The organism is Martelella mangrovi (assembly GCF_040545495.1).
GTDB classification, from domain to species: domain Bacteria; phylum Pseudomonadota; class Alphaproteobacteria; order Rhizobiales; family Rhizobiaceae; genus Martelella; species Martelella mangrovi.
Genome location: NZ_JBEPLY010000007.1, coordinates 177081 through 197209, shown reverse-complemented (window position 1 = coordinate 197209; position 20129 = coordinate 177081). Strand labels below are relative to the sequence as shown.

Annotated in this window: 16 protein-coding genes; 5 read left to right on the top strand and 11 right to left on the bottom strand. The window is 59.9% G+C overall.

Annotated elements, in window-relative coordinates; genetic code table 11:
• Positions 1-167: 167 nt before the first annotated feature.
• From rpoD to ABID12_RS12270, 3 genes are all read right to left on the bottom strand, one after another.
• Complete coding sequence (gene rpoD, locus ABID12_RS12280; RefSeq protein WP_354434434.1) at positions 168-2216, bottom strand: RNA polymerase sigma factor RpoD; 2049 nt, start codon at positions 2214-2216, stop codon at positions 168-170.
• A 428-nt stretch (positions 2217-2644) separates the two neighbouring features.
• Complete coding sequence (dnaG, locus tag ABID12_RS12275; protein ID WP_354434433.1) at positions 2645-4606, bottom strand: DNA primase; 1962 nt, start codon at positions 4604-4606, stop codon at positions 2645-2647.
• 136 nt (positions 4607-4742) lie between these two features.
• The gene (locus ABID12_RS12270; protein ID WP_106310083.1) at positions 4743-5195 is read right to left on the bottom strand and encodes a GatB/YqeY domain-containing protein; all 453 of its coding nucleotides are present in this window, start codon (positions 5193-5195) and stop codon (positions 4743-4745) included.
• 335 nt (positions 5196-5530) lie between these two features.
• On the opposite strand from ABID12_RS12270, the gene carA reads away from it, so the two are divergent.
• Positions 5531-6739, top strand: a complete 1209-nt coding sequence (gene carA, locus ABID12_RS12265) for a glutamine-hydrolyzing carbamoyl-phosphate synthase small subunit (protein ID WP_354434432.1) — start codon at positions 5531-5533, stop codon at positions 6737-6739.
• A gap of 23 nt (positions 6740-6762) precedes the next feature.
• Here carA and ABID12_RS12260 read toward each other — a convergent pair whose 3' ends face one another.
• From ABID12_RS12260 to ABID12_RS12250, 3 genes are all read right to left on the bottom strand, one after another.
• Complete coding sequence (locus ABID12_RS12260; protein ID WP_354434431.1) at positions 6763-7422, bottom strand: VC0807 family protein; 660 nt, start codon at positions 7420-7422, stop codon at positions 6763-6765.
• Positions 7423-7512: 90 nt separating this feature from the next.
• Positions 7513-8895: an MATE family efflux transporter gene (locus ABID12_RS12255; protein ID WP_354434430.1), complete on the bottom strand. Its 1383-nt coding sequence runs from the start codon at positions 8893-8895 to the stop codon at positions 7513-7515.
• Between the two features lie 72 nt (positions 8896-8967).
• Positions 8968-9345, bottom strand: coding sequence for an ArsR/SmtB family transcription factor (locus tag ABID12_RS12250; RefSeq protein WP_354434429.1), 378 nt, complete (start codon positions 9343-9345; stop codon positions 8968-8970).
• Between the two features lie 47 nt (positions 9346-9392).
• Between ABID12_RS12250 and ABID12_RS12245 the strand changes: the two genes are divergently transcribed.
• Positions 9393-9851 (top strand): SRPBCC family protein, encoded by a 459-nt coding sequence (locus tag ABID12_RS12245; protein ID WP_354434428.1) that lies wholly within the window; start codon positions 9393-9395, stop codon positions 9849-9851.
• Positions 9852-9873: 22 nt separating this feature from the next.
• On the opposite strand, the gene ABID12_RS12240 is transcribed toward ABID12_RS12245, so the two are convergent.
• Positions 9874-10554 (bottom strand): glutathione S-transferase, encoded by a 681-nt coding sequence (locus tag ABID12_RS12240; protein WP_354434427.1) that lies wholly within the window; start codon positions 10552-10554, stop codon positions 9874-9876.
• A gap of 81 nt (positions 10555-10635) precedes the next feature.
• Entirely contained in the window at positions 10636-11664 is a 1029-nt protein-coding gene (locus ABID12_RS12235) for a sodium:calcium antiporter (protein ID WP_354434426.1), read from the bottom strand.
• A 136-nt stretch (positions 11665-11800) separates the two neighbouring features.
• On the opposite strand from ABID12_RS12235, the gene ABID12_RS12230 reads away from it, so the two are divergent.
• Positions 11801-12646 (top strand): isocitrate lyase/PEP mutase family protein, encoded by an 846-nt coding sequence (locus ABID12_RS12230; protein WP_354434425.1) that lies wholly within the window; start codon positions 11801-11803, stop codon positions 12644-12646.
• Between the two features lie 30 nt (positions 12647-12676).
• Here the strand turns inward: ABID12_RS12230 and ABID12_RS12225 are convergent, their stop codons facing one another.
• From ABID12_RS12225 to ABID12_RS12215, 3 genes are all read right to left on the bottom strand, one after another.
• Positions 12677-12811, bottom strand: a complete 135-nt coding sequence (locus ABID12_RS12225) for a hypothetical protein (protein WP_354434424.1) — start codon at positions 12809-12811, stop codon at positions 12677-12679.
• Between the two features lie 389 nt (positions 12812-13200).
• On the bottom strand, positions 13201-14553 hold the full coding sequence (locus ABID12_RS12220; protein WP_354434423.1) for a GntP family permease: 1353 nt from the start codon (positions 14551-14553) through the stop codon (positions 13201-13203).
• A gap of 147 nt (positions 14554-14700) precedes the next feature.
• Entirely contained in the window at positions 14701-15243 is a 543-nt protein-coding gene (locus ABID12_RS12215; protein ID WP_354434422.1) for a gluconokinase, read from the bottom strand.
• A gap of 166 nt (positions 15244-15409) precedes the next feature.
• On the opposite strand from ABID12_RS12215, the gene gntR reads away from it, so the two are divergent.
• Both gntR and carB read left to right on the top strand, forming a co-directional pair.
• Positions 15410-16450: an HTH-type transcriptional regulator GntR gene (gene gntR, locus ABID12_RS12210; RefSeq protein ID WP_354434421.1), complete on the top strand. Its 1041-nt coding sequence runs from the start codon at positions 15410-15412 to the stop codon at positions 16448-16450.
• A gap of 158 nt (positions 16451-16608) precedes the next feature.
• Entirely contained in the window at positions 16609-20091 is a 3483-nt protein-coding gene (gene carB, locus ABID12_RS12205; protein ID WP_354434420.1) for a carbamoyl-phosphate synthase large subunit, read from the top strand.
• Positions 20092-20129 lie beyond the last annotated feature (38 nt).

The following is a 20129-nucleotide window of genomic DNA, read 5'->3' as shown; positions in this document are numbered from 1 at the left end:
TCATTGCAGAAGGAAGATAGGTGGACGGATTTTACTCCGCCCGCGGACGGTCTATTCCGCCGCTTCCGTGGCCGACTTTTGCACCGCCGTTCTCAGCGGAGGTGTCAACAAACGAAAACCCGGCCTGTCGACCGGGTTTTCATAGAATTTCGTATTTTCACGCGTAATCAGCTATCCAGGAACGAGCGCAGCTTGCGGCTGCGGCTCGGGTGCTTCAGCTTGCGAAGCGCCTTGGCCTCGATCTGGCGGATACGTTCGCGGGTCACCGAGAACTGCTGACCGACCTCTTCCAGCGTGTGGTCGGTGTTCATGCCGATACCGAAGCGCATGCGCAGCACGCGTTCTTCACGCGGGGTCAGCGAGGCGAGAACACGGGTGGTGGTCTCACGCAGGTTCGCCTGAATGGCGGCATCGATCGGCAGAAGCGCGTTCTTGTCCTCGATGAAATCTCCCAGATGCGAATCTTCCTCGTCGCCCACAGGCGTTTCGAGCGAGATCGGCTCCTTGGCGATCTTCAGCACCTTGCGGACCTTTTCAAGCGGCATGGACAGCTTTTCGGAAAGCTCTTCCGGCGTCGGTTCGCGGCCGATCTCATGCAGCATCTGGCGCGAGGTGCGCACGATCTTGTTGATCGTCTCGATCATGTGCACCGGAATGCGGATCGTACGGGCCTGGTCGGCGATCGAACGGGTAATCGCCTGCCGGATCCACCATGTCGCATAGGTCGAGAACTTGTAACCGCGGCGGTATTCGAACTTGTCGACCGCCTTCATCAGTCCGATATTGCCTTCCTGAATGAGATCGAGGAACTGCAGACCGCGATTGGTGTATTTCTTGGCAATCGAGATCACCAGTCGCAGATTGGCCTCGACCATCTCCTTCTTGGCGATCCGGGCTTCGCGTTCGCCCTTCTTGACCATGTGCACGATGCGGCGGAACTCGGCAATCGAAATACCGGTTTCGGTGGCAAGGCTCTGGATCTCGGACCTCAGAGCCCGGATATCGTCGCCGTCACGGCTGGCGAATTCCTTCCAGCCCTTGCCGGAGAGATTGCCGATCGACTTCATCCAGTTCGGATCAAGTTCTGCGCCGTGATAGTGCTGCAGGAAGTCATCACGCGCAACGCCACGATGGGTCGCCTTGCGCAGCAGCTTGCCCTCGTTTTCAACGAGACGCTTGTTGATGTCGTAAAGCTGTTCGACCAGAAGATCGATACGGTTCTGGTTGAGCGACAGCGACTTCACAGCCGTGATCAGCCCGTCCTTCAGTTCCCTGTAGCGGCGCTCCTGGGCATTGGTCAGCGTGCCGGTGGCGGCAAGACGGGCCTCCACCTGCTGGTCCTGCAATTTGCGCAGCTTCACATAGGTTTCGGCGATCAGGTCGAGCGTGTCCATCACCTGCGGGCGAAGCTCGGCCTCCATGGCGGCAAGAGACAGGTTGGATTCGTCATCCTCTTCGTCTTCTTCTTCGGGCTGCACGCCCTCGCCGCCGACATCGGTGACGTCGTCGGAGCGTTTCTTGCGCGCCTGTTCCTTTTCCTCGGCCTTCTTGCGGTCGGCCTCAATCTTTTCCGGGCTCTGGAACTGCGGTGCAGCCTTGGCCTCGGGACCGGAATAGGTGGTTTCCAGATCGATGATCTCGCGCAGAAGCGTGGTGCCCTCGTTCAGCTCATCACGCCAGATGATCAGCGCCTGGAAGGTCAGCGGGCTTTCGCAAAGCCCTGCGATCATCGTCTCGCGGCCGGATTCGATGCGTTTCGCAATGGCGATTTCGCCTTCGCGCGACAGAAGCTCGACGGAGCCCATCTCGCGCAGATACATGCGCACGGGATCATCCGTCCGGTCGGTCGGCTCTTTCTTCTTGGTGGCTGCAACTGCGGTGCCCGTGGCCGTCGCCACTTCCGTGCTTTCGCTTTCAGCCGCGCTGCCGTCACCGGAGCTGTTACCGCTGTCGTTGTCCTGCTCCATCTCCTCCTCGTCCTCAATCACGTTGATGCCCATATCGGACAGCATCGCCATCGTGTCCTCGATCTGCTCGGAGGTCACTTCGGAGGAAGGCAGAACGGAATTCAGCTCGTCCATGGTCACAAAACCGCGCTTCTTGGCGGCCTTGATCATCTTCTTGACGGCATCATCGGAAAGGTCCAGAAGAGGGCCGTCGGTTCCGCCTTCGCGTTCGGTTTCGGCTTCTTCGTTTTCCTTGACTTTTGTTGCCATAGATTTTGTTTCCCTGACGCTTATGCCGTAATTCCACAGCGGCAATACCGGCAAATGATTAAGGACCCTTTATGGGGACCGCCCCAGCCGGCTTTCAAAACTTCAACCATGAACAGGACAGAATTCACCGCCGCGGAGCCTGTCACCCCGGGTGAACACTGTCCAGATCATGAAATTGCGCTGCGTTGTGCCATTCAAACTGGTGATTCCCAGATTTTCGCCATCCGTCAAGCGCCAATTCGAGGATCGCGCGATTTCATATCCTAAAATCGCTTCAAAAGCCACCCGTGTGACGCTTCTATCGATGTCCGGACCGATGCAGCCTTTCTGACGACCCGCGAGAGTACATTTAGAACGAAGTTAAAGAAATACAAGTACCGGCCACCCACATCAATCCGAATCCTGCAAGGTTTGCCGTCCCGATATCCTTATCCCGCAGCACCGGACCGCCCGGCACGCCCCGACATCAGCCCGAAACCGTCGATTTCGGCCTCCTGATTATCAATTCGGTTGATTTCGTTCTGCACCGAAACCAGCGCCGGCATCAGCTCCTCGAGAAGCGCCAGATTGCCCTCCTCCGTCGCCTCGCCAATCTCGCGCTCAAGATCGCCCTTCTGGCGGGCAAGCGAGCGGGCGCGGTTGTGGAGCGAAAGCGCCTGGCGATAGACCTCGCGCACATCCTCAAGGGCGGTATCCGGCCCGGCAATCCAGCTGACATTGCGGCTGACATGGCTCTGCAGCTGCTGAACCAGCGGCCCGAACCCTGCATCCTCGAGCTTTTGGCGAATACGCTCCCGGCCGGCGTCAGGGCGCGATGCCTCGGCCAGAAAAACAGGCCACAGCGCCCGCATTTCCGCTGCATCGAAGGAAAGCGAGGCAATGCTGTCAAAATCTTCCCGGGCTAGTTCGGGATGGGTCAGAAGGCAGAACACCAGCTGACATTCGCGAAACGACAGCGAAGCGCCCACCGGACGAAAGCTTGCAAGCGGCGAGCGCGAAAGCCGTTCGGAGGCGGAAAAGCCACCGGCCTGCTGCGCGCCATAGCCCCTGCCCTGCCCCTGTTTCGGCCTGAAATTGCCGCCGCCGCGCGAACCGCCACCGCGAAAACGCTGAAACAGGCGATTGCGGAAATCCTGCTGGTAATGCCGGCGCACATTCTCATCGCCGATGGTCTGCACCAGCGTGTTGATTCTGGCCTCGATCGCCGCCCGCCGTTCGGGCGTTGCGTTGTCGTCATTGCCGACCTCGCGCTCGAACACCGTATCGGCAAGCGGCCTTGCCTGCCGCAGTATCTGGTCAAAGGCCTGCCGCCCGCCCTCGCGCACCAGGTCGTCGGGGTCCTTGCCCTCCGGCAGATAGGCAAATTTCAGGGAGTGCCCCGGCTTCAAAAGCGGCAGCGCAACACCGGCCGCGCGCTCGGCGGCGCGCTGGCCCGCGCTGTCGCCGTCAAAACACAGCACCGGTTCGCTGGTCATGCGCCAGAGAAGCTGAAGCTGGTTTTCCGTCAGCGCCGTGCCGAGCGGGGCCACTGCGTTTTCGACACCGGCCTGGCTGAGCGCGATGACGTCCATATAGCCTTCAACGGCAATCACCGTGCCGGCGCCATCCGCCCCCGACAGCGCACGGCGCGCACGGGCGAAATTGAACAGCACATTGCCCTTGTGAAACAGCTCGGTCTCGTTGGAATTCAGATATTTGGCCAGCGCATCGGGGCGCATGGCGCGGCCGCCGAACGCAATCACCTTTTCGCGCGATGACAGGATCGGAAACATGATCCGATCGCGGAAGCGATCGTAGGAGACCGCGATATCGGGACCATGGACAACGAGGCCGCAAGCCTCGATCTCCTGCTTCTCCACGCCTTTGGAGGCCAGAAATTCCTTCAGCGCGTTGCGGCTCTCCGGCGCATAGCCAAGCCTGAACGTATCAATGGTGCGGGCGGAAAGACCTCTTTCGCGCAAATACGCCCTGGCCTTCGCCCCCTCGCTTGTCTGCAACCGGTCCTGAAAGAAGCTTGCCGCCAATTCCATCACATCGATCAGCGTGCGGCGCTTTTCCTCGCGCTTTTCGGCCTGCGGATCCATTGCCGGCATCGGAACACCGGCCATGTCTGCAATCCGCTGCACCGCCTCGGGAAAGCTCATGCCGTCGAGATCGGTGAGAAAGCGGAAATGATCGCCGGAAACCCCGCAGCCGAAGCAATGATAGCGGCCCTTGCGGTCCTCGCAGTGAAAGCTCGGGGATTTTTCGCCGTGGAACGGGCAGCAGGCCCAGTAGTCGGCGCGCGTCACATTGGTCTTCTTGCGGTCCCACGTCACCCGCTGGCCGATAACAGCCGAAATCGGCACACGGTCACGAATTTCATCCAGAAATGACGACGGAAAGCGCATAAAGCCCTCGTTTGTGCCGGGCGAAGCAGCCGGCCGGCGGGACGCTCACCTTACGGCCTCCCGCAATCATCCAGCGCCATCGGCACAGATTATCCCCCATATCCACGGAGTTATCCACAGCCTTGGCGCAGGGTTGTTATTTCAGCATTTCCTTGACGACGCCGGAGGCCTTGGAAAAATCCATCTGGCCGGAATAGCGGTCCTTCAGCGTCTCGATGCACTTGCCCATATCGCGCAAGCCCTGCGCGCCGGTCTCCTCGACAACGGAGGCGCAGACCTCGCGAATCTTTTCCTCGGGCAGCTGAGCAGGCAGAAATTCCCGGATCACCGCCATTTCCTGACGCTCCTGGGCGGCAAGGTCGTGACGGCCCTTCTCCTCGTAGAGACGGGAGGATTCCTTGCGCTGCTTGAGCATTTTCAGCAGGATCTGGCCGATATCATCGTCACTGACGGGGTCTTTCCCGCTCGCACGGTGGGCAAGATCACGATCCTTGATGGCGGCATGAACCAGCCGCAGCGTGCAAAAACGGACAGGCTCATCCGCTTTCGAGCTTTCTTTGAGTGCAAGGGCGAGTTGATCGCGCAACATGAAGCTACTCCTGGCAACGCCAGTTTTAAAAACCACTGCCGACACATGCCGACAAGCGGCGGCGTTTACCGAAATCGTGGGCTGCAATCAAATTAAAAAACGGGTTCGTCATATAATTTGACCAGATGCCACAAGTCTGCACCGAGAGCAATTGACCCGCAAGCAGCGTTTGACTATTTTCCCGCGACCGCATCAAAATAAGGTCTGCCCTTGTCTCTGTCATCCGGTTAAAGACCGGTCCGAAAGAGTGAACCCGTTCGTGCGGGCAATATATAGTGCAATGCAGGCCTTGTTCAATCGGCTTCACACCGTCGAGGAACACGATAAGGATTATGATGACGACCTCCTCCGCATGGATCAAGGAAAAGCCGACGGCCGTTCTGGTGCTGGTCGACGGCACGACGATTTTCGGCAAGGGTATCGGTGCCACGGGCCATGTGCAGGCCGAAGTCTGCTTCAACACCGCGCTCACCGGCTATCAGGAAATTCTCACCGATCCGTCCTATCTTGGACAGATCGTGACCTTCACTTTCCCGCATATCGGCAATATCGGCGCCAATGACGAGGATATCGAAGACCTGACGCCGGCCGCGCGCCGCGGCGCAGTGGGCACGATCTTCAGGGCCGACATCACCCAGCCGTCGAATTATCGTTCGGCCGGCCATCTCGATGCATGGCTGAAGGCCCGCGGCATCATCGGCCTTTCCGGCATCGACACCCGCGCGCTGACCGCCTGGATCCGCGAGCATGGCGCGCCCAACGCGGTGATTGCCCACGATCCGGACGGCAATTTCGACCTTGATGCGCTGAAGGCTGAAGCCAAGGCCTGGGGCGGTCTCGAAGGGCTCGACCTTGCCGTTGTCGCCACCTCCGGCCAGTCTTCCAGATGGAACGAGACGCCCTGGGGCTGGAACGAAGGCTATGGCGCGCTCGACGAGGCGGATGCCAAATACCACATCGTCTGTGTCGATTACGGTGTGAAGCGCAATATCCTGCGGCTGTTTGCCGGCCTTTCCTGCAAGGTCACCGTGGTTCCGGCGAAGACATCGGCGGAAGATATTCTGGCGCTGTCGCCCGACGGCGTGTTCCTGTCCAACGGACCGGGCGACCCGGCAGCGACCGGCGAATATGCCGTGCCGGTGATTCGCGCGCTGATCGACAGCGGCCTGCCGGTGTTCGGCATCTGCCTCGGTCATCAGATGCTGGCGCTGGCGCTTGGCGGCAAAACCGTCAAGATGCATCAGGGCCATCACGGCGCCAACCATCCGGTGAAGGACTTCACCACCGGCAAGGTCGAGATCGTTTCGATGAACCACGGCTTTGCGGTTGATTCGGCTTCACTGCCGGAGGGTGTCAGCGAAACCCATGTCTCGCTGTTCGACGGTTCCAATTGCGGCATTTCGCTTGCCGGCAAGCCGGTATTTTCCGTCCAGCATCACCCCGAGGCCTCCCCCGGCCCGCAGGACAGCCACTACCTGTTCCGCCGCTTCATCAATCTGGTGCGCGAGAACAAGGGTGAGGCGCTGCTGGAAGAGCGCGCCTGAACGCACTTTTATAAGAAATGCCATCAAGGGGCTGCGCGATGCGGCCCCTTTTTGCGTGGATGGCGAGCATAGCTGTGCCGCTCGCGCGCCGCTTCGGCCTCCGCAATCGCATTGCCCTTGGCCGTGCCGTAACGCCAGCTCCAGGTCATCATCAGCGCGAAGACCGCAATCCACATCACTTCCGAAACCAAAAGAAACACACTGACCGGCATCAGTGGAATGATCGCAGCCCTGACGGCGGCCTCGGCAATCAGAACCACCGCCCAGGCCAGTGTCATCCGGCGCATCAGGGCGCGATAATCCGCAGAAGCCGCATAAAGCCGGTTCAGGCGTTTGCGCTCCTCCGCATCGCCTTCGCTCGCAAAGTGAAAGACCAGCGGGCGCGGCATCAGCAGCGAAGCGGCAAACACCAGACCGATGAAGCCGGTGATCAGCGAGGTCTTCAACAGCGCCAGATAGGGGCTGTCGAAATACAGACTGCCCGCCAGCGCGGCAAGCGTTGCCGCCAGCGTGATGACGCCGATGGCCGCCAGCCGGTTGCTCCTGACATAGGCGACCACGATCACCCCGATCGGAAACACCGAGCCGAGCGCCAGCGCGTGCACCGTGGAATAATCGTAGTGCCTGGCCAGAAGATAGGTCAACCAGGGCAGAACCGCCCCGAAGATGATATCGTTGCGCATACCCGCTCCCCTTGCCTGAAGATGCAGCCCCGATGGGCCCATCTCCGGCAGAATGCTCTCTCGCAAACCGAAACGAAAGGCAAAAGCTTTTCAGCTTTTCTCCTTTTGCAACATTTTCCAGTAGCGGATGCTGAGCATGATCGCAGCGGCCCCCAGACCGCAAAGGAAACCGATCCAGATGCCGATGCCTTTCAGAGAGAAGACGAAGCCAAGCAGCCAGGCCAGAGGCAAGCCCAGCCCCCAATAGGCCAACAGCACCAGCACCATGGGAATGCGCGTATCCTTCAGCCCGCGCAGCAACCCGTTCATGATCGCCTGGGCGCTGTCGAGCAGCTGGAACAGGGCGGCAATGATGATCAGCGGCGCGGCATAGGCAATCACCGCCCCGGCCTCCGGCAGCGTGACATCGATGAACAGCGATGACAGTGCCTGCGGCGCCAGCGCAAAGGCCAGCCCGCTTGCAGCGGCAAAGCCGATCGCCACCACCAAAACCGTCACCGAGGCACGGATGACATTGGCCCGGTCGCCGGCACCGTGAAACAGGCCGACGCGCACCGTGCCAGCCTGCGACAGGCCGAGCGGCACCATGAAAGTGATCGAGGACAGCTGAATGGCGATGCCATGGGCGGCCAGCGGCACAGCGCCGAACTGGCCCATCAGCACAGAGGAAGCGGTGAACATCGAGACTTCAGCCAGCACGCCGATGCCGATCGGCAGGCCAAGCATCACCACCTCGCCAAAGGCCGGCCAGTCCGGTTTCCAGAAGCGCACGAACAATTCGTAGCGTCTCAGTTCCGGATCGCGCTCGATATAGACGGCGAGAAACAGAAATCCGAAAAGCTGAACCAGAAAGGCAGCGACCGCCGCACCGCGAATGCCGAATTGCGGCAGCCCGAAATGGCCAAGCACCAGCGCATAGGCCAGCAGGGCATTGAGCACCAGCATGGCCACGGTGACCCACAGCACGATGCTGGCGCGCCCGGTGGCGCTGACCAGCGAGCGCAGCACATAAAACAGCAGTGCCGGAAACAGCGCAAAACCGACGATATGCAGATACTGCGCAGCCTTCTGCGCGACATCCGCCTCCTGCCCCATGGCCAGCAGGATCGGCCGCGACCACAGGAACAGCGGCATCATGATCACCGCAAACAGGATCGACGCCCACATGCCCATGCGCATGGAGCGCCTGACCGCCACTTCGTCGCCGCGGCTGTAGGCCTGGGCTACCATCGGGATGACGGCGATTGAAAGGCCGGCGCCGAAGATGAAGATCGTGAAGAAATACTGCGTCGCCAGAACCGTGGCGGCCAGATCGACCGCGCTCAGCTGACCGAGAATGAAGATATCGGTGGCATTGATGCCCTGCTGGGCAAGCTGGGCACCGATGAGCGGAATTCCAAGAGCAAAGGTTTCCCGGAAATGGGACAACCACGAATGACCGGCTGCGGCTGCAGGAGGCATTGTGACAGACATGATTTCACCAGAGGCTGACACGCCGGGGCCAGACAATAGCGGGGCCCGGGCGGCAAGCCTCATTAGCCGCTTTTAACGTCCGTGACCACCCTTGTCCTGGCCGGCATCCGGGGCTGGCTCATCGCCCGGCATTTCCAGATCATGTTTCAGCCGCGCCAGCTTCTCGACCGCCAGGGCGGCATAATCACCGATCCAGCGATCATGGATCGCCTTGATCGGCAGGGGATTAAGATGGTTCCAGCGTTCCCTGCCCTCGCGTTGGACGATCACCAGATCGGCATCCGCCAGCACGCCCAGATGCTGCATCACCGTGCAGCGATCAAAAGCGGGAAAGGCGGCACACACGGCTCCCGTCGTTTTCGGATCATCTTTCAAAAGGTCCAGGATCTCACGCCGCAACGGAGCGGAAAGCGCTTTGAAAACAAGATCATCTTTGCTTCTGCTTGACATGTTGTCTTTTTATAACATGATTAACCGCACAGCAAGGAGGAAATGCCATGGAACTCAAATTCAGGGTATCGACCCATGTCTCAAAGCCTGTCGAGGAGGTCTTCGATGCCGTCGTCGATCCGAAAAAACTGTCGGGCTATTTCACCACCGGCGGCGCGTCGGAACGGATAGCGCCGGGCGCGACAGTGACCTGGAACTTCCACGACTTTCCCGGCGCCTGTCCCGTCCGCGTGCGCGAGGTCGAGGAAAACCGCAAGATCGTGCTGAACTGGGAAGCGAGCGAAAACGGCAAGGACGCAGGCTACGACACCACGGTGACGATGACCTTTTCGCCGATCGACGACAATGCCCGCACGCTGGTGACCATCACAGAGGAAGGCTGGCGCGAAACCGCAGGCGGACTGAAAGCGTCCTACATCAATTGCGCGGGCTGGGAACAAATGCTCTGCGCGCTCCGCGTCTACATCGAGCATGGCATCAATCTGCGCGACGGGATGTACAAATAGGTCGCCCTTGCGGGCTTCAGTGTCACGAAATCGGATTGCCGCCGTAGCGATAGGCGCCACCACGCTGGAGCGCCTGACGATAGGCCGGGCGGGCATGGATGGCGATCAGATAATCGAGCAATGCCTGCGGGCGCTGGTCGAAGGGGATACGTTCCATCCCCACTTCCACGGGAAAGCTCATCATGATGTCGGCGGCGGTAAAGTCCGGGCCTGCAAACCAGCCGTCGCGCTGCAGTTCTTCTTCCCAAAAGGCGCCATGGGTCTTCAGCTGCGGATCGGTGAGCCTGCCCATCACGCCTTTGGAGATCGCGTTCAGCAGCGGACGCAAAAGATTCGGCCCCTGCTCCGGGATCTTCTGGAAAACGAGTTTCATCACCAGGATCGGCATGGCCGAACCTTCCGAATAATGCAGCCAGTAGCGATAGCGCAGCGTCGCATCGGTTCCCGGCGCAGGCCGCAAACCGCTGCCGGCACCATATTTGTCGATCAGATATTCAACGATGGCCGCACTTTCGGCAATGATGACGCCGTCATCCTCGATCACCGGCGACTTTCCAAGCGGATGCAGTTCCTTGAGGCTTTCCGGCGCACTCATGTCGGCGGCCCGCTTGTAGGATTTGACTTCATATTCAACGCCCAGCTCTTCCAGCAGCCAGACAATGCGATGGGCACGCGAATCTTCAAGATAATGGACCAGCAACATGGATAACCCCGCTTGATATCGAACCATACGGTTCGTTTTGAACGATAACCGGTTTGATACGGCAGACAAGCCCGTTCGTTTTCAAGAAGCCGTTATGGCAACAGCGCCGGCATAGAGCAGCAAAATGCCCGCACTTTCAAAACCGATCCGTCCCGGACCGGCCTTCTGGCGCACGATCAGACCCAGAAGCAGGATGGCGGTGGCCGACAGGCCAACCGAAAGCCAGATCAGGTCATCCCTGGTGATCGCATGATAGAGCGAGCCGTCACGATAGGCGATATCGGAGAGCGTCAGGAACAGGGTATCGAATGTGTTGCCGCCGATAATGCCGCCGACGGCAAGCTGCAGCGCCCCGCGCCGGACAGCGGCCAGCGTGGTCACAAGCTCCGGCAACGATGTCACCACCGCCGTCATCAGCGCACCAACCAGCGAGGCGGAAAGCCCGTAGCGGTCGGTCATCACGCCGGCCACGCCCGAAATGGCGTAGCCCGCAAGCCCCATCAGCAGCATCAGCGTGGCAAACACGGCAAAGATCGTGACATTGCCACGGGCCGTCTGCTGATCCTCATCCGGCGTGTCGGTCCGGGTTTCACGGGTGCCGACCGGCCGCCACATCGGGTCGTCGCGCACCCGTTTGGACGCCACGACGCCGGCAATATAGATTGCAAACAGAATGATGGAAAACGGGCTGACCGCCAGAACAGAAACATCGGGTGCGACATAGGCGATCAACGGGATTGAAAGCAGCAGCACCAGAAGCGCGCCCTGAAACAGATTGGAGAGATCGGCCGCCGCATGCTCCAGATTGACGCGGCGATAGATGATATCAGCCAGCGCCAGAAATGCCGTCTGCGCGGCAATACCGCCGACGGCATTGGAAAAGCTGAGCGAGGCGCGCCCTTCGAACGCGGTGGTAATCGAGACCACCGTGCCGGACAGCGAGGTTGCAGCGCCAAGCAGCAGGCCACCGATCAGCGCCTCGCCAAGCCCCGTGCGATCGGCGATGCGGTCGGCAACATCGGTAATCCTGACACCACATGCGAGGATGACCACACCGGCACCGGCAAAGATCGCCATCAGCCAGACGAGCGACAGGTTTTCGAAATCCATTCTGTTCTCCGTGTTGTTCAGGCAACGCGTCAGCCGCGTCTTTGTTCATTCCTGTGGAGAACACCCCGTCGGACTTCCCGGTCCGCGGAATATTCAATATTTGTTCTCTTTATGTTCCTTTCGAAAAGGTGACGGCATGGTCAGTCAACAGGTGAAGTATAGGGCATTCAAAGCCTTGCACGAAGCAGACGGCGCATTCGTGATACCGAACCCATGGGACGCCGGAAGCGCAAGGCTGCTGGCCAATCTGGGCTTCAAGGCGCTGGCGACCACCAGTGCCGGCCTTGCCTTTTCCATCGGCAAACGCAATTCCGCCGCCGCACTGACACGGGGCGAGGTTCTAGCCAACGCCAGCGCTATTGTCGCGGCCACCGATCTGCCGGTATCGGCTGATCTGGAAAACGGCTTCGGCGCTTCACCGGAAGACTGTGCGGAGACGGTAAGGAGGGCTGTTGAAACAGGGCTTGTCGGAGGCTCGATCGAAGACGCATCAGGCGATGCCGACGACCCGATCTATGCTTTTGACGCTGCGGTCGAGCGCGTCAGAGCGGCAGCGGAAGCTGCGGGCAAGGCTCCCTTTCTTCTGACAGCGCGTTCTGAAAACTTTCTGTGGGGCCGCCCCGATCTTGCCGACACAATCAGGAGGCTGCAGGCTTTCGAGGAAGCCGGCGCAGATGTGCTTTACGCGCCGGGACTACCCGACCTTCAGGCGATCAGGACTGTCTGCAGTTCCGTTTCGCGACCTGTCAACGTGGTCATGGGCCTCCAGGGCCCATTGTTTTCCGTCGCAGATCTGTCGCATGCGGGCGTCAAACGCATCAGCGTCGGCGGCTCCTTCGCACGGGCGGCTCTTTCCGGCCTGAAAGCCGCAGCCGACGAAGTGATGAACGCAGGAACGTTTTCCTATAGCCGCGCCATTCTCGGCGATAGCGAGGCCACACGCCTGACAACCACACGCGACGAACCGCACACTTTCGACTGACGACGCATACGCAACGGCCGGAGAACGCGATCAGCCGCGAGGCGAACGCTCTCGGACCTGATCAGGCACGGGCGAAATTCGGCCGCCGATGATGCGGTAAAGAATAGTCAGGCCGGCAGCCACGAAAACACTCTGAAAAGCAATGAGAGGCAGGAATTCATACATTGTTAACTCCTCTGTTTGCCCTGATAACGCACCGAAGCGCCGAATAGTTCACTTTTTTCTGCGATTTCTCAAAACAACTCGCTCCAGAGATCCTGGCGTGTCCATGAAACGAAAACGCCCGGGCGCGAACCCGGGCGTCAGACTGCTGACAAAGCTATTCCCAAGTTTTTTCGTCATACCGGCCTTGAGCCGGTATCCAGGGCCGCTTGTTCTGCGCTTTCAGAAAGAGTCTTTGCGCGCAAGGACTTGCGCTGAATGGATTCCGGCTCAAGGCCGGAATGACGGCCGGGGAAGGAGGCAAAACCGCGTGATTGCTTGCGGGGTTTGTCAATAATCTGACGCCCGGGCGCGAACCCGGGCGTCATCTGACAGCGTATGCGTTGAGTGCCTTAGACGGCGAGCGACAACAGCATGACAAAGACAAGCGCGGTAACCGAGAGGATGGTTTCCATTGCCGTCCATGTCTTGAAGGTTTCGCCGACACTCATGTTGAAATACTGCTTGACCAGCCAGAAGCCCGCATCATTGACGTGCGACAGAACGACCGAGCCCGCACCGACGGCCAGCACCAGCAGTTCGCGATTGACGCCGGGAATAAGGGTGACGACAGGAGCAACAATGCCCGCACCCGTGATCGTCGCAACGGTTGCCGAACCGGTGGCAACACGCACAACGGCGGCAACCAGCCAGGCCAGCAGGATCGGGTTGATCTGAGCCTGAACGGCAAGATTACCGATGACATCACCGACGCCGCTCGAAATCAGCATCTGCTTGAAGCCGCCACCGGCACCAACAATGAGCAGGATGGAGGCAACAGGCAGAAGGCTGTCCGCCAGCAGGTCCAGAACCTTCTGATGGTCGAACCCACGGGCGTAGCCAAATGTGTAGGTGCCGAGCAACAGGGCCAGAAGCAGCGCAGTCACCGGGTTACCGATGAAGTCCATCCAGACATAAAGCAGGCTTGTTTCCGGCAAGGCGACATCGGCCAGAGCCTTCATCAGCATCAGCACGACCGGCAGAAGCACGGTTACGAGCGTGACCGAAAAACTCGGCAGGTTTTCAGGGTCGATATCGCGAACAAACTGCGCTTCCAGATCAGGCGATGCCTCACCCGGTACGTAGCGGGAGATGAACGAGCCGAAGATCGGACCGGCAATGATTGCCGTCGGAATACCGACAATCAGACCGTAGAAGATGGTCTTGCCGATATCGGCGTCAAAAATGCCGATGGCCGCCAGCGGTCCCGGATGCGGGGGAACAAGACCGTGCACGGTGGACAGTCCGGCGAGAAGCGGAATACCGACCTTGACGATCGAAACGCCCGAACGCCGCGCCACGATGTAGACGAGCGGGATCAGCAACACGAAACCGATCTCGAAGAACAGCGGAATGCCGACAAGAAAAGCGGCAACCACCATGGCCCAATGCACTCTTTCGCGGCCGAACGCCCTGATCAGCGTCTGGGCGATCTGGTCCGCCCCGCCTGATTCGGCCATCAGCTTGCCGAGCATGGTCCCGAGCCCGAGCACGATGCCGACGAAACCGAGAACGCCGCCAAAACCTGTTTCGAAGTCCCCGACAACCTCGCCGACGGCCATGCCGGAGGTGAGACCGAGAAACAGCGAAGCGATGATGAGAGCGACGAAAGGATGAAACTTGAAGTTGGTAATCAGGATGACAAGGCCGACAATAGCGACCGCGGCATCTATCAGCAGATAGGTCTGTGTTGAAAGTCCGAACATTTTACACTCCTCGAAATGTCCCGGAGGAACGGGTTGCCTGTGTGTGCAACCGAGTTTCCACTGCCCTGCGCACTGTAATTTGAGACAGCGCTACCCCGTTCCGATACAAAAATTCACCGAACAGCGACAGAAGATCAGGCCGGAAATTCACCGGCCTTCTCCATCTTTTTCGTTATCGGAACCACTGGTCATCCACCATGAAACGGCATTCTCCGCGATGGTGCTGATCGGCAGCGTTGCGTCGGCCACGAAGACACCCGCTTCCGCGTCGGGACGCTCGAGCGTATCGAACTGGCTGTCGATGAGACTGGCAGGCATGAAATGACCAGGCCTGTTGGCAACCCGGTCCTTGGCGACATCATGCGGCAAATCCAGAAACACGAAGGCAACGCCGGACACCTTGGACCGCAGTATGTCTCGATAGGATTTCTTCAGCGCGCTACAGGCCAGAACAGGTACTTTTTCGCCAGCGACGCCTTCGGCAAGCAGATCCGCCAGGCGCTCAAGCCATCCCTGACGATCGGAATCGTCAAGCGGGTGCCCTTCACTCATCTTGCGGATATTTTCAGGGGGATGATAGGCATCTCCCTCAATCAGTTCTCCATGGATTTCATCAGCAATGGCCTGCCCGACACTGGACTTGCCACATCCTGAAACTCCCATGACGACTATGGCTGGAATCTTTCCCAATCTAACCTCCCGCGCCATAGAGACAGACAGCGCTGTCTCATTTATATTAAAAAAAACGAAGCTGATTGGACATATTCCCGCGCTTCGTCTATTCAGGCCTGAAGACGGCCTGATGGACGTTACTCATAAAGTTTTCCGCTTTCGGTTGCAAGAGGCGTAATCGGAGATGAAGCCAAAAAAAAATCGCGCATCGGGAAGACCGACGCTGGCCGATGTCGCCAAACGCGCCGGCGTTTCCGAAATCACCGCATCGCGCGCGATGCGCGGCGTCAAAACCGTGGGACCGGAACTTGCCGAAGCCGTCAAACAGGCGGCAAAGGCCGTCGGCTACATACCCGACCCCGCAGCGCGCGCACTTGCGTCGAAGAGAAGCCGGTCCATTCTGGTTCTGATACCGGCGCTTTCCAATCAGCTCTTCATCGGCATGTATGAAGAGATACAAAAAGCCCTGCGCGCGGAAGACTATGAAATTTTCCTCGGCAATTATCACTACGATGCCCGCCAGGAAGAAAAGCTCATTCGCGATTATCTTGTCTATCGCCCGAGCGGCGTGCTGCTGACCGGCAACGAGCAAAGCGCGGCAGCCGCGAAAATGCTCAAGGACAGCGGCCTGCCCTGTGTCTACATGATGGATCTGCTGGAAACGCCGGGCACCATCAGCATCGGCTTTTCTCAGGAAGAGGCGGGTGCGGCGGTCGCCCGCCACCTGATTGCAACCGGCCGCCGGAAACTGGCCTATATCGCAGCCCAGCTCGACCCGCGCGCCAAATATCGTGGCCAGGGGTTTCAAAGGGAAATTGCGCGTCATGGTCTGGAGCCAGCCATCGAGTTGAGGGCCCCGATCCCGTCTTCACCCGGCCTCGGAGCCGATCAGTTCCGCAGCATTCTCGGCGAATACCCGGACCGCGATGGCCTGTTCTTCTGCAATGACGACCTGGCCTGGGGGGCACTCATGGAAGCCAGCCGCCTCCAGATCGATATCCCGGAACGCTTCTCCATCGTCGGCTTCAATGACCTTCCGCTCAGCGCCCATATGGCGCCGCGGCTGACGTCGGTAAAAACGCCGCTTGACGAAATCGGACGGCACGGGGCTGTCACCCTACTCCGCCTCGTACGCGGTCAGCCTGTGGAAAGCGCGTGCTGTGACCTCGGTTTTGAACTTAAAATCCGCGAAAGCAGCCTTTTTTCCGGCGGCGCGGCACCCTGATGTCACGCTGCACCCTTGCGGAACATTTTCGGGGTTCCGTTCGCACTACATTTTGCCTATAAGGCCCACCTAGCCCAAATGAGCATAGCCAGCGCCCGGCCCGGTTTTCCGTGCCGGTTTTTGACGCAGGTAACAGCAAGAACCGACGGATCACGACCATGCCAAAGCGCCAAGACCTCAAGTCCATCCTCATCATCGGCGCGGGGCCGATTGTTATCGGCCAGGCCTGCGAATTCGACTATTCCGGCGCGCAAGCCTGCAAGGCGCTGAAAGAGGAAGGGTACCGGGTCATTCTGGTCAACTCCAACCCGGCCACGATCATGACCGACCCGGAGCTTGCCGACGCCACCTATGTCGAGCCGATCACGCCGGAAGTCGTCGCCAAGATCATCGCCAAGGAGCGCCCGGACGCGCTGCTGCCGACCATGGGCGGCCAGACCGCGCTCAACACCGCGCTGTCGCTGCGCCGCATGGGTGTGCTGGAACGCTATAATGTCGAGATGATCGGCGCCAAGCCGGAAGCCATCGACAAGGCGGAAGACCGCGCGCTGTTCCGCGAGGCGATGGCCAAGATCGGGCTGGAAACGCCGCGCTCCATGCTGGCGAACGCCACCGAAATCAAGGACCAGCATCGCCAGGAACACGAAGCCAAGCGCGCCGAACTGAAGAAGACACTCACCGGCGATGCGCTCGACAAGGCGCTGGATGACCTCGAAAACCAGTGGAACCTCGGCAATACCGACCGCAAGCAGCGCTACATGTCGCATGCCATGGCGATTGCCGTGCAGGCGCTCGACCATGTCGGCCTGCCCGCCATCATCCGTCCGTCCTTTACCCTTGGCGGCACCGGCGGCGGCATTGCCTTCAACCGTTCGGAATTCTTCGACATCGTCGAGCGCGGTCTCGATGCCTCGCCGACCACCGAAGTCCTGATCGAGGAATCAGTGCTCGGCTGGAAGGAATATGAGATGGAAGTGGTCCGCGACAAGGCGGACAACTGCATCATCATCTGCTCGATCGAAAATATCGATCCGATGGGCGTGCATACCGGCGATTCGATCACCGTTGCTCCGGCGCTGACGCTGACCGACAAGGAATACCAGATGATGCGCAACGCCTCGCTGGCGGTTCTTCGCGAGATCGGTGTGGAAACCGGCGGATCGAACGTCCAGTTCGCCGTCAATCCGGCAGACGGCCGCCTCGTCGTGATCGAGATGAACCCGCGCGTGTCGCGCTCTTCGGCACTGGCATCGAAGGCCACCGGTTTCCCGATTGCCAAGGTCGCAGCCAAGCTTGCCATCGGCTACACGCTCGATGAACTGGAAAACGACATTACCGGCGGCGCGACCCCGGCCTCGTTCGAACCGTCCATCGACTACGTCGTCACCAAGATCCCGCGCTTTGCCTTCGAAAAATTCCCCGGTGCGGAAAACACGCTGACCACGGCGATGAAGTCCGTCGGCGAAGTGATGGCGATTGGCCGCACCTTCCCCGAATCGCTGCAAAAAGCCCTGCGCGGCCTCGAGCGCGGCCTCACCGGCCTCGACGAAATCGAAATTCCCGGCATCGAAAACGGTGAACCGAGCAACGCCATTCGCGCCGCCATCGGCACCGGCACGCCGGATCGTCTGCGCATGGTTGCACAGGCGATGCGTCTCGGCGTTTCGCTCGAAGAGGTTCACGAGCACTCCAAGATCGATCCGTGGTTCCTGGAGCAGTTGAAGGCAATCGTCGATATGGAAGAGCGCGTGCGCGAGCACGGCCTGCCGGAAGACGCCGACAATCTGCGGATGCTGAAGGCGATGGGCTTTTCCGACCAGCGGCTGGCAAGCCTCACCCATGGCCGCCCGAAGGAAGTCGCCCAGCTGCGCAACAAGCTCGGCGTGCGCCCGGTCTACAAGCGCATCGACACCTGCGCTGCCGAATTCGCCTCGCCGACCGCCTACATGTATTCGACCTACGAGATGCCGTTTGACGGCGTCACCCGCTCTGAAGCCGGCATTTCCGATGCCAGGAAGATCGTCATTCTCGGCGGCGGCCCGAACCGTATCGGCCAGGGCATCGAATTCGATTATTGCTGCTGCCATGCCGCCTTCGCGCTGAAGGATGCGGGATACGAATCGATCATGGTCAACTGCAACCCGGAAACGGTCTCGACCGACTACGACACTTCCGACCGGCTCTATTTCGAACCGCTGACGGCCGAAGACGTGATCGAGATCATGCGCGCCGAACAGGAAAAGGGCACGCTTGCCGGCGTGATCGTCCAGTTCGGCGGCCAGACGCCGCTGAAGCTTGCCGAAGCGCTGGAAAAGAACGGTATCCCGATCCTCGGCACCGCCCCCGACATGATCGACCTGGCGGAAGACCGCGACCGGTTCCAGAAACTGCTGATCAAGCTCGATCTCAACCAGCCGAACAACGGCATTGCCTATTCGGTCGAGCAGGCCCGTCTGGTGGCCGGCGAGATCGGATACCCGCTGGTCGTGCGCCCGTCCTATGTTCTCGGCGGCCGCGCCATGGAAATCGTCCATAACGAAGCCGGCCTTTCGCATTATCTGCTGGAAGTCGTGCCGGAACTCGTCACCGAGGATATCAAGCAGCGCTACCCGAACGACAAGACCGGGCAGATCAACACCATGCTCGGCAAGAACCCGCTTCTGTTCGACAGCTATCTGACCAATGCGACCGAAGTCGATGTCGACTGCCTGTCCGATGGCGAGAATGTCTTCATCGCCGGGATCATGGAGCACATCGAGGAAGCCGGTATTCACTCGGGCGACAGTGCCTGCGCGCTGCCGCCGCACTCGCTATCACCCGCGATCCTCGATGAGCTTGAGGAACAGACCCGCGCCATGGCGCTGGCCCTCAACGTCAAGGGGCTGATGAACGTGCAGTTCGCCATCAAGGACGGCGTTGTCTACATTCTCGAAGTCAATCCGCGCGCATCGCGCACCGTGCCGTTCGTCGCCAAGACCATCGGCGCGCCGATTGCCAAGATCGCCGCCCGCGTCATGGCCGGCGAGAAGCTGAACGATGTCATCGCCTCTTACGGCGACAGACCCAACCCGCGCAATCTGAAGCATATCGCGGTCAAGGAAGCCGTCTTCCCGTTCGCCCGTTTCCCCGGTGTCGATACGCTGCTCGGCCCGGAAATGCGCTCCACCGGCGAGGTCATCGGCCTCGATACCGATTTTGCCATCGCCTTCGCCAAATCGCAGCTCGGCGCCAGCGTCGATCTGCCGCGCGAGGGCTGCGTCTTCGTCTCGGTCAAGGAAGAAGACAAGGAGCGCGTTCTGCCCGCCGTCAAGCTTCTGGTTGAACAGGGCTTTACCGTCATGGCGACCGGCGGCACTCGCGATTTCCTCGAGGAAAACGGCATTGCCGCGACCAAGATCAACAAGGTGCGCGAAGGCCGCCCGCATATCGAGGATGCGATCCGCAACCGTCAGGTCCAGCTGGTGTTCAACACCACCAGCAACGACAAGACGATTTCGGACTCCAAATCGCTGCGCCGTGCCGCGCTGACCCAGAAAGTGCCCTATTACACCACCATGGCCGGCGCTCTGGCCGCCGCCCAGGCGATCAAGGCGCTGCGTCAGGGCCAGCTCGAAGTGCGGCCGCTGCAAAGCTATGCCTGAGGCGCAGACGCCTGAGCGACAGAACAACGAGAAGGCGG